This window comes from Brachyspira pilosicoli, from assembly GCF_036997485.1.
In the GTDB taxonomy this organism is placed as follows: Bacteria; Spirochaetota; Brachyspiria; order Brachyspirales; family Brachyspiraceae; genus Brachyspira; species Brachyspira pilosicoli_C.
Genome location: NZ_JAWLPU010000003.1, coordinates 472,122 through 488,674 on the forward strand (window position 1 = coordinate 472,122; position 16,553 = coordinate 488,674).

The 16,553-nt window shown below is 26.9% G+C and carries 15 protein-coding genes; 8 read left to right on the forward strand and 7 right to left on the reverse strand.

The features are described 5' to 3' along the window. Window positions 1–8: 8 nt before the first annotated feature. Both thrS and pepF read right to left on the reverse strand, forming a co-directional pair. Window positions 9–1,940, reverse strand: a complete 1,932-nt coding sequence (thrS, locus tag R4I97_RS10025) for a threonine--tRNA ligase (protein ID WP_335784900.1) — start codon at window positions 1,938–1,940, stop codon at window positions 9–11. A 213-nt stretch (window positions 1,941–2,153) separates the two neighbouring features. Beyond that, entirely contained in the window at window positions 2,154–3,974 is a 1,821-nt protein-coding gene (pepF, locus tag R4I97_RS10030) for an oligoendopeptidase F (protein ID WP_335784901.1), read from the reverse strand. A gap of 137 nt (window positions 3,975–4,111) precedes the next feature. Here pepF and R4I97_RS10035 point away from each other — a divergent pair, with 137 nt between their 5' ends. The 8 genes from R4I97_RS10035 (at window position 4,112) to R4I97_RS10070 (ending at window position 11,042) form a co-directional block, all read left to right on the forward strand. Next, the gene (locus tag R4I97_RS10035; protein ID WP_335784902.1) at window positions 4,112–4,444 is read left to right on the forward strand and encodes a hypothetical protein; all 333 of its coding nucleotides are present in this window, start codon (window positions 4,112–4,114) and stop codon (window positions 4,442–4,444) included. Between the two features lie 25 nt (window positions 4,445–4,469). Beyond that, window positions 4,470–4,844, forward strand: a complete 375-nt coding sequence (locus R4I97_RS10040; protein WP_335784903.1) for a hypothetical protein — start codon at window positions 4,470–4,472, stop codon at window positions 4,842–4,844. Window positions 4,845–4,924: 80 nt separating this feature from the next. Beyond that, window positions 4,925–5,659 carry a lysophospholipid acyltransferase family protein gene (locus R4I97_RS10045; protein WP_335784904.1) on the forward strand — a complete coding sequence of 245 codons (735 nt, stop codon included), beginning with the start codon at window positions 4,925–4,927 and terminating at the stop codon, window positions 5,657–5,659. Window positions 5,660–5,749: 90 nt separating this feature from the next. Then, entirely contained in the window at window positions 5,750–7,141 is a 1,392-nt protein-coding gene (locus R4I97_RS10050) for a DUF4132 domain-containing protein (RefSeq protein ID WP_335784905.1), read from the forward strand. A 142-nt stretch (window positions 7,142–7,283) separates the two neighbouring features. Continuing rightward, on the forward strand, window positions 7,284–8,255 hold the full coding sequence (locus tag R4I97_RS10055) for a glycosyltransferase family 2 protein (protein ID WP_335784906.1): 972 nt from the start codon (window positions 7,284–7,286) through the stop codon (window positions 8,253–8,255). 98 nt (window positions 8,256–8,353) lie between these two features. After that, the gene (locus R4I97_RS10060; protein ID WP_335784907.1) at window positions 8,354–8,962 is read left to right on the forward strand and encodes a TetR/AcrR family transcriptional regulator; all 609 of its coding nucleotides are present in this window, start codon (window positions 8,354–8,356) and stop codon (window positions 8,960–8,962) included. A gap of 19 nt (window positions 8,963–8,981) precedes the next feature. Then, window positions 8,982–9,863, forward strand: coding sequence for an ABC transporter ATP-binding protein (locus R4I97_RS10065; RefSeq protein ID WP_335784908.1), 882 nt, complete (start codon window positions 8,982–8,984; stop codon window positions 9,861–9,863). Window positions 9,864–10,241: 378 nt separating this feature from the next. After that, window positions 10,242–11,042 carry an ABC transporter permease gene (locus tag R4I97_RS10070; RefSeq protein ID WP_335784909.1) on the forward strand — a complete coding sequence of 267 codons (801 nt, stop codon included), beginning with the start codon at window positions 10,242–10,244 and terminating at the stop codon, window positions 11,040–11,042. Between the two features lie 67 nt (window positions 11,043–11,109). On the opposite strand, the gene R4I97_RS10075 is transcribed toward R4I97_RS10070, so the two are convergent. The 5 genes from R4I97_RS10075 to R4I97_RS10095 form a co-directional block, all read right to left on the reverse strand. Further along, window positions 11,110–12,711, reverse strand: coding sequence for a peptide ABC transporter substrate-binding protein (locus R4I97_RS10075; RefSeq protein WP_335784910.1), 1,602 nt, complete (start codon window positions 12,709–12,711; stop codon window positions 11,110–11,112). A 257-nt stretch (window positions 12,712–12,968) separates the two neighbouring features. Next, entirely contained in the window at window positions 12,969–13,685 is a 717-nt protein-coding gene (locus R4I97_RS10080; protein ID WP_335784911.1) for a GntR family transcriptional regulator, read from the reverse strand. 119 nt (window positions 13,686–13,804) lie between these two features. Beyond that, a complete protein-coding gene (locus tag R4I97_RS10085) occupies window positions 13,805–14,923 on the reverse strand; it encodes an SIS domain-containing protein (protein ID WP_335784912.1) in 1,119 nt (372 codons plus the stop codon). After that, window positions 14,924–15,742 carry a PTS system mannose/fructose/sorbose family transporter subunit IID gene (locus R4I97_RS10090; RefSeq protein WP_335784913.1) on the reverse strand — a complete coding sequence of 273 codons (819 nt, stop codon included), beginning with the start codon at window positions 15,740–15,742 and terminating at the stop codon, window positions 14,924–14,926. Window positions 15,743–15,759: 17 nt separating this feature from the next. Continuing rightward, window positions 15,760–16,548 carry a PTS sugar transporter subunit IIC gene (locus R4I97_RS10095; RefSeq protein WP_335784914.1) on the reverse strand — a complete coding sequence of 263 codons (789 nt, stop codon included), beginning with the start codon at window positions 16,546–16,548 and terminating at the stop codon, window positions 15,760–15,762. Window positions 16,549–16,553 lie beyond the last annotated feature (5 nt).

Sequence of the window (16,553 nt, forward strand, 5' to 3'; positions counted from 1 at the left end):
TAGCTACCTCATTTAGTAGTAAATATAGAATCATTCATTCTCTCCTTAGATTCTTTCTGTAGTTTTTCCATAAACTCAGTTAAATCCATATCTTTTATTTCTTGTGAAGAACGTGTTCTAATAGATAATTTACCATTAGAAACTTCTTCTGCTCCTATTATAACTGTATATGGAGTTCTTTGCAAGCGATATTTTTTTATCTTAGTACCTAAATTATCATTACTTTCATCAATTTCTACTCTGAAACCTGCTTCTTTTAACTTTTTAGCTACTTCATGAACTCTATTTATTTGTGCTTCTTCATTAAGAACATTAACAACAGCAACCTGTATTGGAGATAACCACAACGGGAACTTACCATTATAATGCTCTACCAATATACCTATAAAACGCTCCATTGAACCAAGTATAGCTCTATGAAGCATTACAGGAGTATGTTTTTTACCGTCTTTACCCTCATAACTAATCTCAAATCTCATAGGAAGGGAGAAGTCAACTTGTAAAGTACCGCATTGCCAGTTTCTGTCAAGAACATCTTTAATATTGAAGTCTATTTTAGGACCATAGAAAGCTCCGTCGCCTTCATTAACTTTGTAGCTTATGCCAAGTTTATCCAAAGCATTCATTAAAGATTTAGTAGCAAGCTCCCAAATCTCATCGCTTCCTATTGATTTTGCTGGTCTTGTAGAAACAAATATCTCAAAGTCCTTAAAACCAAAATCTTTATATACAGATAAATAATATTCTATAGTGTTAATAATCTCATCGCCTAATTGCTCTTCTGTACAGAATATATGAGCATCATCTTGAGTGAAAGCTCTCACTCTAAATAGTCCATGCAAAGCTCCAGAAAGCTCATGTCTATGTACAAAGCCTAACTCAGCAACTCTTAAAGGCAAATCTCTATAACTATGTATATTAGAATTATAAACAATCAAACCGCCTGGGCAGTTCATAGGTTTTACAGCATATTTAGTGTCATCAATTTCTGTAAAATACATATTTTCTTTATAGTTATCCCAGTGTCCGCTTCTATGCCATAACTCTTCATTAAGTATAGCAGGAGTTTTAATCTCAACGTATCCGCGTTTATCATTTTCATTTCTTATATATGATTCAACTGCCTTATAAATAATCATACCATTAGGATGCCAGAAAGGAAAACCAGGGCCTTCATCATGGAAACTAAATAAGTTTAATTCTTTACCTAATTTTCTATGGTCTCTTTCTTTTGCTTCTTTAAGTTTTTTAAGATATTTATCTAATGCTTCTTTACTTTCAAAAGCAGTACCATATATACGAGAAAGCATTTTATTGTTTGAGTCGCCTCTCCAATAGCTTCCTGCAACAGACATAAGTTTATAAGATTTTATATAGCCTGTTGAAGGTACATGCGGTCCGCGGCAAAGGTCTATAAAATCGCCTTGTTCATAGAATGATACAGTATCTGCATCTATGCCTTCTATAATTTCAACTTTATATGGTTCATTTGCCTTTTTAAAATATTCTATAGCTTCATCTTTTTTCATTACTTTTCTTACTACAGGAATATTTTCTTTTACTATTTTTTTCATTTCATCTTCTATTTTTGGCAAATCCTCTTCTGTAAAAGGTTTCTCAGCATCAAAGTCGTAATAAAAACCGTCTTTAATAGCTGGTCCTATAGTAACTTGAGTATTAGGATAAAGCCTTCTTACTGCCTGAGCCATTAGGTGGCTTGTAGAGTGTCTTAATATTTCAAGCCCCTCTTCGGTGGTGTTAAGTATCAATTCTAAATCGCCGTCTGTTTCAGGCGTATATGTAAGATCAACTTGTGTTCCATTAAACTTTGCTGCTACTGCATCTTTTGAATCTTTTTTTACGTTTTGTTTAAGGAAGTCTAATAAAGACTCTCCATGAGACAAGTCATAAGACTGTCCTAAATAATTAATTTTTGACATAATAACACCTCTTTGAATTGATACTTTATTATTTACAATATATGCAAATAATTTGAAACATTATAACATATTTTGTTTTATAGTCAATTATTTTTAATATACTATAAATATCTAACCAATATAGTTTTTTCTATGTAAATAAATATTTAAAATAAAAGACTGACATACAAAACTATGCCAGCCTTACAAAATCAAAACTAATAATAAATCAAATCAATTTAACGCTTTTAATTCTTCTACCTCTTTAGAAAATAGTTTTAAAGCACTCTCTACCACATCAGGCTTAGTCATATCAACACCAGCCACTTTTAGGTTTTCTATAGGAGTTCTGCTTCCTCCGCTCCTTAAGAATTTTAAATAGTTATCTCTGTTTGTGTAGTCATTTTTAGCATTGCCTTCAAGTACTCCATTAGATAAAGCAACAGCAGCAGACATACCAGTAGCATATTTATAAACATAAAACGAACGATAGAAATGAGGTATTCTCAAAGCCTCTAAATCGCTTGTCTCTTCAAGAACAGATTTCTCTCCAAAATATTTTTTTAGTAAGTCCTTATAAACATTTCTTATAAGCTCTAATGTTGTAGGGTTGCCTTCTTCTGCCTCTTTGTGAATGATATGCTCAAACTCTGCAAACATTGTCTGTCTAAACACTGTAGCAACAAATCCGTTTATGTCTTTATTGAGTAAAAATGCCTTAACTTCTTTTTTGCTTTCATTTTGCATTAAATAATTAAATAAAAGTTTTTCATTGAAAGTAGATGCAACTTCAGCTTCAAAGATAGTATAGTCGTGATGTTGGAAAGGGTTATTTTTTCTGCTGTAATAGCTATGCATACTATGTCCTGCCTCATGAGCTAAAGTAAATACTGATTCAATGCTTTCATCTCTGAAGTTCATTAATATATAAGGCTCTGATGTATAGCAGCCAGCTGAGAATGCTCCGCTTGTTTTGCCTTTATTCTCATATTTATCAACCCATCTTGAATTAAGACCTTTTGTAAGAGTTGATACATATTCTTCACCCAGTGGTGATAAAGCTTTATTTAAAACATCTATTGCCTCATCAAACGTATGATGTAGCTTAACATCTTTTACCACTGGGGCATATTTGTCATATTGCCTAAAGTCGTTAATACCTAATTTATTAGCACAATATTCGTAGTAGCTATGAAGTGCAGGCAAAGCATTATGCACACTCTCAATTAAACTGTCATAAACACTTACAGGTATATCATCAGCAAATAGTTCCATCTCGCGTACGCTGTTATAATTTCTTATTCTAGCGTCAAATATATCCTGCTTTATTTGGCTTGCATAAAGTTCTGCTAATGTATTTTTGTGTTTATCATATTCTTTATAAAATTGATTGTAGCTGTTTTTTCTTATTTCTCTGTCGTGACTTTCTTGAAAACTTGAAAATGTTGCATGAGTTAGAGGAGTTTTTTTGCCGTTATGTTCTAATTCTCCAAAGTCTAAATCGGCATCATTTAAAGTGTCAAATACATTTGAAGCCGTTGAAGATAATTCTCCTTGAAGAGCTAATATTCTCTCCTCTTTCTCTGACAATGTATGAGGTTTGTATTTTAATATGTTTCTTAAATAAATTAAATAATCTTTTAATACTTCATCTTTCAAAAAACTATTAATCTTTTCATCATCAATGCTCATTAACTCAGGCTCAAAATAGCTCATATTAGCAGATATTTCTGAAGAGAGTTTTGCAAATCTTGCAACTTTTATATTAGAATCATTATTAGTTAAATCTTCTGTTTGTTTTAAAAATGCATAAGAGCCTAATTTTTCTAAAACAATAGAAGCCTTCATTATAGTGTCTAATATATTTTTTAATTCAGCTGCTGAGCTAGATAATTTTCCTTTAAACTTACTAACTTCCTTTGAAAAATCTTCCATTGATTTAAAATCTTTTTCAAACTCTTCATCGTTTTTATATAATAAACTCAAATCCCAAGTATCTTCTATTTTTACATCTTTTCTTTCTATTAAAGTATTTGATTTATTTTCATTGCTCATATAATATTCACTCCTTAATAATATTTTTTATAAAAACATATTTAACCGATGTTTGTAAATTATAACATAATATATAGTTTTACAAAATAAGAAATAAATATATAATAGTATAAAATATTTATTTTGGAAATATTATCTTGGAACAATATATTATTGTTAATAAAAAAACAACTGAAGAGCAAATTAAAGCATTAAATGAAATTATAAAAAATAATAATTTGTATAAATTAAATAATGAATTAGAAAAAATATTATATAATGAATTAAAAGCCGGAAACAAAATAAGAGAAATATCCGTTGGCGGTTTTGGAGATGAAAAACATTTATATATTTTTCTAAATAAAACTTTCATTACTAAAATAGTGAAGAATTGTAATAATATAAAATATATAGAAATTAATGATCCTCATTATTGGAAGGCAGAATATACAGATATAAAAAATAAACAAACTATAGCCTGTCCTTTTTAAAAACTATAACATAAGGAGATTTACAATGGAAACTTTAAACTTTAGTAATATAGAACAAATAATGACATTTTATCTAATATTTAATTTTATAATATTTGTATGTTTAATATATATAGTATTATCTTTAATATTTAGATTGATTCCAAAAAAGAAAGAAGAAAATAAAAAAGAAGATATAAAACAAAAACAAATACAAAAAAATAAAAATATAAAAAGAAGAAAAAAGAAAGATATAATCGAACTATTCTGGACTGAAGATAAAAATAGTAAATCAAAAACTATTATCAAAAGAGTTATTTTTATATTTTTTATAATATTTACATCATACTACATATTTAATTCTATAAGTTTTATTATAGCAAATATTGATATTGTAAAAAGGGTTTTAAAAATAGAATAAAGTTTTAGTATTCTTTATTAATTATCAAAAATAATATTTATGCTATTGATAATTTTTATTTTTATATTAAACTCTTTTCCATGATTATATTTAGCATATTTTATATTTTATTAAATGTACTTTTTACTATTATTTTATTTATAGTAGCTTTAATTTTATTTATTTTGGTGAGGCCTTTTAGTAAAACTCTTTCAATAAAGATTACTCATAATATAGCGAAATTGTGGGGAACTTTTTTAATGAAAAGTGCTTTTATTTCTTTTGATATAGAAGGCAGAGAGAATTATGATTATAAACAAACCTATTTAATAACTCCAAATCATCAAAGTGCCTTTGACATATTTTGTTGTTTTGCAATATTTAAAGGTATGTTTGCATTTGTTTCTAAAGATACTTATGGAAAAGTGCCTATGGTTGGGTTTGGTATGAGTTTGGCTAATTATATATTTGTAAAGAGGGGTACTATAGGGGCAGCTAAATCTATAGATGATATGGAAGACAGATTAAAATCAAAAACTAGTATTATCATATATCCGGAAGGTACTAGAAGCAAAGACGGAGAGATTAAAAAACCAAAAAGAGGAATATTAAAAATTGCTGAAAGATGTGAAGATGTAGCAGTACTTCCTGTTGTTATATATGGTACTAAAGATATTATGAAAGCAAAAAGTTTTGTATTAAAGCCGTTTAAGAAAATAAAGATAAGATTTTTAGAGCCTTTCTACTTTAAAGATATAGAAGGCGATGATAATGCTAAATTAGATTACTGGCATAACATAATGACAAAAAACTATGATGAATTGAGAAATAAATAAAATCTAATATATAATTTTTATTCTTTTTGTAATGCTTAAATTATTGACATTATAACTATAATATAGTACCTTAAAAATATAGGTGTTGGTATGTTGAGCTTAAAAGAGATTAATGAGATAATAGATAAAAATTACAAATCAAAATATGATAAAACAACTTCTTTTATAGAAAATAAACTTATTTCTAATGTTTTTACCAAAGATAAGAATGCTGTTGTTTGTGTTAAGGTGATAAGGTTTATTATTGGGGCTTATTTAGAGTTAAAAGAACCTTGCAGGTTAGATATTGCTGATGATATAGGCTATTCTTTAGATGAAGAGAGTTTTAGAGAGGCATTAGAAAATATATATATTAATTTTTCCGAAGATAATAAAACTAAAAATATTCTCTATCCATATTGTATATTTGCTTCTAATGGTCAAATTAATAAGCTTTATAAAAAAGCAAAAAATATCGCAAGCAGAAGATTTAAATATGCTTGTTTTATAATGGAGGCTATATTTTTATCTTCAAAGAATATTGGTTTTTATTTAATTTATGAAGCTTCAAAAAAGTTTAAGCAAGTTAGCGTTAGAAATAGATGTCGCGATATGTTTTATACTATTTCACGTAAAATGAATATGACAGAAGAAGAGTTTGCAGATATTATTATGCCTAATTTTGGATTCGATAGAGATGGTATTCGCATTATTAAAACAGATGATAGAATATTTAAAATAACTTTAAAAGATAATTTCTCTATTGATATTTTTGATGAATCTAAAAATAAAGAGTTAAAAACTTTACCAAAAGATTTTCCAATTGATGTAAAGAATGAACTAACTTCATTAAAAACAGAAGCAAAAAAAATCTTAAAAATACAAACAGAAAGATTGATTTATGTTTTTATGAATGGAAGAAAATGGCAGTTTAATAATTGGAGGGATTTATTTATATATAATCCATTTATGAAGATATTTGCTGTTAATTTAGTTTGGGGTATATTTGATGAAAAAAATGCTTTATTAAACAGTTTTAGGTATATGGAAGACGGCACATTTAATGATATAAATGATGAAGAGATTTCTATTAAAGATAATACTATTATAGGTTTATTAAGCCCAATAGAAGTAAAAAAATCTACTATAGAAAAATGGCAAAAACAAATTTTAGATTATGAAATAGAACAGCCTTTCGAACAGCTTTCTATAAAAACAAAAAATGCTTTAATAAAAAAAATACCTAAGATTCTTACAGTTGGTGTTGTTAAAAATATTGCTGATAAATTTTCTATGCTTAAAGATGATATTAATGGTGTTGTTACTAAGGGGTATGTTTTTTACGATGATTATAACGATGCATCTGTCTATATAAAATTATCTAATGTTTATTATGCTTCTAATAACAATGATGAAACTGAAATAGAGATAAAATTTAATGAATATGCAGATGAAAGATTTAAATACGGTTTTTATTTAATAATTTCTTCATTTATGAAATAATTATAAATAACATCAATAATACAAATAATGTGATTTAAAAGCAAAAAAGCTATTTATTTTTATCTAAATATTGTTTTAAATGTCGATATCTTAATTGACAAAAAAAATTGCATATTATATGATATTAGAAAGGTAACATAATATGGTAAGCGTTATAATACCAGTCTATAATACTGATAAATATTTATCCTATTGTTTGGATAGTTTAATTAAGCAGACTATTAAGAAAATAGAAATAATATGTGTTAATGACTGCAGCAGTGATGATAGTAAAGAAATTATAAAAGAGTATGCTCAAAAAGATAAGAGAGTAATACTAATAGATAATAAAATAAAACATGGTGCTGGTATATCTAGGAATATTGGATTAAATATTGCTAAGGGCGAGTATGTTTTTTTTATGGATTCTGATGATTATATTTCTAATAATTTTTTAGAGGAATTATATAATACAGCAAAAAAATATGATTCTGATTATGTAAGCAGCTTAAATATATATGATGTTATAGATTCAAAAGAATATGTATCTCATTTAAATAAAGTAAGTTTTTTAAATGATGATGATTTAGAAGGTATATCTAATGCTAATATTAAAAACTTATCTCCTACAGATAAAGAAACTATTGAAGAATCAACTTGGTCAAAATTATGGAGAAGAGAGTTTTTAATAAATAATAATGTTTATTATTCTTCTATACTTTGCTATCAGGATACAGAACAGTTTTTTAAATCTCTTATTCATAATCCTAAAATATCTTTTAATCATAAACCAACATATTATTATAGACAGCATATTCATACTATATCTACTAAAAAAAATAGTGATATTAATTATTTTAAAACATTATTTGTATTATTAAAAAATTGTATAGATTATTATAAACAAGATTATAAATATATGCCTTATCTTATAAAAAATTTCTTTGAGTTATCAAATAGAGCTATAGAAAAATTTGCAGATAAAAATCTTGCTTTAAATACATTTGTATACGAACTTAAATTATTAGACTTAGATGAAAGTTATTTTATTAATGAAATAGAGTATTTAAAATATAAGGATGTAATATCTGATTATTCTATATTAGTTTCTAAAGATTATGCTTATCAAGTGTAAATTTATTATTTAATTTTTTTATTTGACAAATATAGGTTTTGTGTTATAGTTTAACTAACTGACTAAGTTAGTCAGTAAAATAAATTGTATGTAATAAAATGAACACTAATATACCAGAAGAAAAAAAAGAAGCTATTATAAACACATCAATCGAAGAGTTTGCAAAGCATGAATATAAACATGCTATTTTAGAAAATATTGCGAGTAATGCCAATATATCTAAATCTTTGCTTTTATATCATTTTAAGACTAAGAAAAAATTGTATGAATATGTTTATAATTATGTATATGAATATATAGAGAAAATAATTGCAGATTCTAACTTTTACAAGATAAAAGATTTTTTTGAGCTTATGGAATATTCTTTTTATAAAAAGTTAGAAATGATGGAGAGGCATAAATCTATATTTGATTTTTTAATACAGGGATATTTTGATGAGAGTGAAGATGTAAAAGAAATAGTTAATAATTATAAAAATAAAAAGCAAATTGATATAAATAGTTATTTTAAAAATATTGATAAAAGTAAGTTTAGAGATGATGTTGATATAGAAGATATTATAGAAATGATAACATACACATCGGAAGGTTATTTGCAAAGCAGAAAGAAAATGACTAAAAAAATAGATAAAGAAGATATGATAAAGCAGTATTCTAAGTGGATGAGGATGTTTAAGCAGATTTCATACAAGAAAAAATATTTATAAGGCATAAGGAGGATTATTTATGTCTATAATAAAAATAGATAATATTAGTAAAGATTATGGAAGCGGCAGGGGAGTATTTGATTTGTTTTTTGAAGTGAATAGAGGTGAAATATTTGGAATGCTTGGCCCTAATGGAGCAGGTAAGACAACAACTATAAGGCAGCTGATGGGGTTTATAAAGTCTGATAAAGGCAGTGCTAAAATATTAGATATGGACTGTTTTATTAACAGAGCAAATATACAATCAAAGCTTGGATATTTGCCTGGAGAAATTGCTTTTATGGATGAGATGAAGGGGAGTGATTTTATAAAATTTATTGCTGAAATGAAATCAATAAAAAATAAAAATAGAATTAAAGAGCTTATAGATTTGTTTGAACTTGATGCGAATAGAAAAATAAATAAAATGTCTAAAGGTACAAAACAGAAAATAGGTATAGTATGTGCTTTTATGAATGAGCCTGAGGTTGTTATATTAGATGAGCCTACAAGCGGACTTGACCCTTTGATGCAAAAAAAGTTTATTGAATTGATTTTAGAAGAGAAGAGAAAAGGCACTACTATTTTTATGTCATCTCATATATTTGAAGAAGTTGAAAAAACATGTGATAGAACTGCTATATTAAAAGACGGCAAACTCATAGCAATAGAAAATATGGAAGAATTAAAATCTAAAAAGAATAAAAATTTTGAAGTGGTTTTTAAAACAAATGAAGAAGCGTTAAATTTCAAAAATAAAATTAGTTTTAAATCTGAATTGAATAATAATACTATAAAAGTTGTTATTGCTAATAATGAAGTTAATAGCTTTATAAAAGAACTTAGCAATTATGATGTATTGGATATTAATTCTTCAAGTCAGAGTTTGGAGGAGTTATTTTTGCATTTTTATAATAAGTGATGGTTTTGTATATACTGAAACAAATATATTTTGTTGTAGAAGTTTTTTTCTTCAACTTTTTCCCGCCGCAAAAAGAACTAAAAAATGCAAGGATAGAATTAGTACTAAACCATACTGAAATTGTTTTACATGTAATATAAATTATCAGTGTAAGCTCAAATACAGCCTTTTTGCTTCTTTGTGGCAACAAAAGAAGTGGGGTACGGGGCAAAGCCCCGGATATAAAAGCAAAATATAATGTTATTTTTGACAAAATATAGTTGTTTAGATATATACTAAAATAGTTAATTATATAACATATAATACATTGTTTTTATAATTTAAAAATTAAAGTAATTTTTATTAGCAATAATAAGTTTATCAATAATAGGAGTTTTTATGTTTAATTTAGTTTTATTAAAAAAAGAATTAAAATCGAATTTTAAAATATTATTAATATTTGCTTTAGTATTAACTATGTATGGAGCAATTATAGTTTCTATGTTCGACCCTAAACTTGTTGATAGTTTAAACTCTATGGTTGAGAGTATGCCTCAGATGTTTGCTTTATTTGGAATGAATAATTTTTCAAGTAATTTAACTGACTTTTTGATTGATTATTTATATTCATTTTTAATGATTATTTTTCCATTAGTTTTTATTGTTTTGCTTGTTAATAGACTTGTTATAAGATATATTGATAAAGGAAGCATTGCATATTTATTTGCAACACCAAATTCAAGAATAAAAATAATAACTACACAAATATTAACTGCTATTTTAGAAATATTTATATTAAACTTATATATAACTATACTTCTTATATTTACAAGCGAGATTATGTTTAAAGGTGAACTTGATATAACAAAACTTATCATTATAAATGTTGGACTTTTAGGTTTATGGTTTGCTTTTTTAGGAATATGTTTTTTAAGCTCTGTAAGTTTTTCTTCTACATCAATGTCTCTTTGGGTTGGTTCTGGGCTTTGTATATTTTTTATACTTTTTCAAATGATATCAAGGGTGGGGGAGAAGGCAGAGTTTTTTAAATATTTAAGTATCATAACATTGTTTGCACCGTCTAAATATAGCACTGATTTTAATGTATTTTTAATTGGTGGTATATGTTTATTTGCTATTGGAATATTAACTAATATATTGGCTGTTATTATATTTAATAAAAGAGATATTTCTGTTTAAAATTATTAATAAAATAAAAAAGGGTATTAACAAATAATTAATACCCTTAAACACTTATATGAATTATTTAATTTTCTTCTCTGTATACATAGAAAAATCTATTCATACCTAATTTATCAAATACAACACCTTTCAAATTAGGGCGCATTAAAGCTGATGTTGTATGGAAATATAAAGGTATTATAGGCATATCATTTATAAGTATTTTTTCAGCATCATGAAAAGCTTTCATTCTTACAGCATTATCTCCGCTATTCATAGCGATATTTATAAGTCTATCATATTCAGGATTATTGTAGCTTGAATGATTTTGGTCGCTATAGCTTAAAAACATAGCTAAGAATGTAAGAGGGTCATTATAATCTGCAAGCCAACTATGCATAGCTATTTCAAAATTTTTATCAACTCTTGTTTGCTGAAATACTGCCCATTCCTCAGCAGAGAAAGTAACATCTATATTTAATACCTCTTTCCACATTTGCTGTATAGGTTCAAATATCTCTAAATTTCCCCCTCCTTGATTTGATTTAAACTCTATTACCGGAAAACCTTCACCATTAGGATAACCAGCCTCTGCTAATAATGCTCTTGCTTTTTCTATATTTTCCTGATGTTTATCTTCACTTACTTCATAATAATTTCCGCCATTTTGTCTGAAATCTCCTTCAACATCAGATACACCATAAGGAACAAAAGCAGCAGCTGGTATCTGTCCTCCTTTAGTAACATTTTTTACAATGTAATTTCTATCAATAGCCAAAGTTAAAGCCTGTCTTACTTTAGGATCTTTTAGAACATCATTAGTACAGTTAATCATATAAAAATATATACCCAAACTTACATTAGTTTGTATAAAGCCCTCATTTCTAAGTGCTTCTATTTCCTGAACAGGAGGAGCTCCGCCATAATCTAAACTTCCATCTTTTATGCTTGCAACTGATACTGTAGGGTTATCCATAAGTATAAATTCTAATTCATTAGGTATTATTGTTGAAGCATTCCAATAGTTTGTATTTTTCTCTAAAATTAATCTATCATCAATTCTTCTTTCTTTCATTATAAAAGGTCCATTTCCTATATATGTTGAAGCATCTCTTGTCCATGAATCAGGATTAGCTTCCACTATATCTTTTCTTACAGGAAATAAAGTAGGGAAGGCTGTTAATTCCAAAAAATATGCAGTAGGGGCTTTTAATGTTACTTCTAATGTTTTTTCATCTAAAGCCTTTACACCTAAATTAGATTTATCCATTTTTCCTTCTGTTATCTCTTTAGCATTCAATATTGGTTCTAACTGGTAGCTATATCCGCTTGCAACTATAGGATCAACTGCCCTTTGCCAAGAATATACAAAATCTTCAGCTTTAACTTTTTGCCCATCTGACCATTTAGCATCATCTCTTATATGAAATGTGTAAGTTAAACCGTCATCGCTTATTTCCCAGCTTTCAGCGGCTCCTGCTGCAATTTTATTATCTTTGTCCTTAGTTGTAAGACCTTCAAATATATGAACTATATATGTAGCACCGTCTATAGAAGTATTTAATGTAGGATCTATTGTTTGCGGTTCTGGTCCTATTCTTATTTTTATAGCATTAGAAGAAGTTTTCTGGCAACTTATAGCTATAAAAATAATAAATAAAGTTAGTAAAAAAATCTTTTTTATCATTTTTGTACCCCGGATTGTATTTTTATATATTTATTATAGTAAAATAAATGAGTAATTTCAATTTTTTATTAATAATATATTAATATATTAGTTTATATAGTTACAATAATAATGATTTAATATCTCAATAAAACTATTTATAGTAAAATATATAATTGTATTGTGATAATAAATAAAAAGATAATTTATTATAATATATTTTTTGATTTAATTATATTATATAAATTCTAATAAAGTAATTTTTTGTATCAATAATGTTATTTTTCAATATATGATTTATATGAATACATATTTCCAATATAATATGTGTCAATATATTCTAATATTCTATTGTCTTTTAGTTCTGTAATATGAGAAACTTTTAATAAGGCTTCATTTTTTATTTTTAATATTTTTTTTTGTTCTTCTGTTGGTAAAGTTGCAGTTATTGTTAGCGATGCATTTCCTATGCTCAATCCAAATTCTTGCACATATTCAAAAAAAGAGCCTTCAAGCCTTGAAACATCTATTATTGGTAAAGTTTTTGTAGGAACATAGTCATAACTAACTGCAAAAATGATTCCATTTCCTGTTCTTAATCTTGAGAAATAATGTATAAAATCATCATTTTCCGCTTTTAATTTTAAAGTAATTTCTTCTGGTATTTCTGATGCTCTTAATATTCTATATTCTAATAATTTAGCACCTGCTACCATTCCTATTGATTTCATGTCTTCTGTAAAACTTCTAGGAGTTTTTTTCAAAGTTTTTTCTATAAATTGACTATTTACAAAACTTCCCTTGCCAGAAATTCTTTTTATATAACCTCGAGATACTAATGAAGTGATAGCTCTATTAACTGTCATTCTACTAGTTTCAAATGTTTTACATAATTCAATTTCTGTAGGAATTTGGTCTCCAAATTGAAGCTTTTTATCTTTTATATCTTTTAGTATACTATTTTCTATAATTTTATATTTGGTTTCTTTTTTCATAATTTGCATATTATATATTTTTTATTAGTGTTATATAATATCATATTTCTATGCTTTTTTGAATATATAGCCCTCAATTAAAAATTAAGGGCTATATAATGTAAATTAAATAAACAATGTTATTTATCAATAGTATATTGATCTCTTATACCATCTAATTTTTTACTGCCTATTCTTTTATGAAAGTTAGGGTCTTTAGGTATATCGGGATTAATTCCTAATTGGTAAGCACCTAAGCAAGCTACTATTTGTAATGGTATTATATATTCCCATTGTCCAAATAGTTTATCTTCTGTAAAATCACATTTTAAATATTTATCAGAATTTACTTGTATATCTTTTGAAGAAATTAAATAATGATGCGAAGTCCATTCTGATAAAATCTCAATTAGTTTTACAGTTCTATCTTTGTAATCTCCATCTGATGCTAAATAAAATATATGCGCACTATCTGTTATTGAATTATATATGCCATGGAAAAACTCTTCTATATCATATCCAGCAACTCCTTCTCTAACTGTTTCTAATATCTTCAAAGCTCCTTCCAAAACATCAGCATAATTATTTTCATATCCAACAACTATTATTCTTTTAGCATTTATGAATTCTTTAGATATTCTATCAAACCATTTTGTTGCCTCTTCAATAATATTTGGCATATTATCAATAACTTTTAACATGCGCTCTATATATCTATTTTCATCGTTTGAAGATATTTGCTCTTTTTTTAGCATAAGTTCCATTATCATTAGCATTAAAGTTATTATAGTTCCTTCAAAACCTTTTGTCTTTGCCCCACATTTTTCATTTCCTATTTCTATTAAGGTTTTTGTATTAGAATATTCAAATATTAATGCTGTTGGATTTTCAGATATTGCAGCGGTGTATAAACCTTTTTCTTTTGCGGAATTTAAGCCTTCTACAGTTGAAAGACTTTGTCCGCCCTGAGAAATACCTATTACTAAAGTATTTTTATTTATCACTTTTTCAGACCTAGCAAATTGAGTAGGATACATACAAAATACTTTACCAGGAAATATTTCTTCCAAAAATTTTTTAGCTGCAACTCCAGCATGATAACTTGTACCAGAACCTACTATGTATATCTGTTCTATATTTATATCTTTATAATAGTTTGCAAATTCTTGAGTTATTTTTTTCCTATTTTCTAAAATATGCTTTAAAACAACAGGGGTCTCTACAATATATTCATACATTTTTGATACATTTTTTTCCATTTAAAAAACTCCTAACAATGCTCCTAATATACCTACCAATATAATACCATACATAATGTGTATTGTTTTTAATCCCTTTTTTAATAAAGCGTATATTAAAAATGTAAGACCTAATGGCAATATAGAAGGCAATATTTGATCAAATATAGACTGTATTTTAATACTGGCACCGCTTAATTCTATTGTAAATGGAATACTAAAAGAAACCATAGAAGCTATCATTGCCCCAACAACGCAAAGTCCCATTACTTTAGCACTATTAGTTAATATTGATATCATTCCTGATTTTTGGGCATTTGTTATAAAATCTATACCGCTTTTGTAGCCAATTTTTAAGCCGTAAAATCTTACTAAATAATGAGGTATATTAAATATTAAAAGAAATAAAATAGCACCCAATATGCTTCCTTGTGTAGCTAAACTGCATCCTATACCTGCTGCTATTATACGAAAAGTTCCCCAAAAAAATGAATCCCCTATACCAGATATAGGACCCATTAAGGCTGCTTTTAATGCTGCTATAGAACTGATATCAAAATCTTTATTATTTTTATTTTGTTCTTCTAAAGCTATACAAGCTCCTGTTATAAAAGTTACTGTTTGAGGAGTTGTGTTAAAAAACTCCAAATGTCTTTTTAAAGCTTTTGACATATCATCTTTATTAGTATATAACTTTTTTAATATGGGAAGTATTGAATAACAAAATCCAACATTTTGCATTCTTTCATAATTAAAACAAGCCTGTAGAGGAAAAGATCTCCAAAATACTTTTTGTAAATCTTTTTTTGTAATTATTGATTTTTCTTCTGTTTTTTCCATAATTTCTCCTTTTTTTATTATAGTTCTCCGCTTGAAGCACTATTATTTTCTAATGTATTAGGATTATTTTCGTTAGATTTATGTTTTATTGTTTCTTGATAAATTATATAAGCTATAATACCGCCAACAATAGCAACAGCTATAGTACTTGCTTCAAATATTGCACTTAAAACAAAACCTACAAATAAATATGCCGCATTGTTTTTATCAAAGATTAATTGCATTAAAATGGCTATACCTAATGCTGGCAACATTCCGCTTGCTACTGTTAAACCTTTTATAATAAAGTCAGGAAGAGCATCAATAAAAGCAGCTATTGTATTTGAACCTAATAATACTCCCAAGAATACAACTATAAATTCACTAAAAAAGAATAAAAATGCTCCTGCCCACATAGCTCTAGCAACTTTATTAGGGTCTCCTTCATTTGCCGCTTTATCTGCCCAATGCAAAAACGTAGTGTTTATTGTTCTGTCTAATATGCCGACAGATTGAGCCAAAGTAGCAATTGGTAAAGATAAGGCAACAGCAGCCTCCATACTTAATCCAGACATAATAGCAAAAGCAGTAGATAATATTCCCCCAGCAACAACATCAGGAGGTGTAGCAGCGCCTATGCCGACAATACCCATCATTACTAATTCTAATGAAGCCCCCATTATTATTCCTGTCTGAAAATCTCCTAATATTAATCCAACTATTGGACCTGTTACTATTGGTCTGTCAATCATGTGCTGACCAAAAACACGTCCGTCCCATATAGCTATACCAGCTAAAATACCAAGTAATAACGCATTTAATAACATTTTAC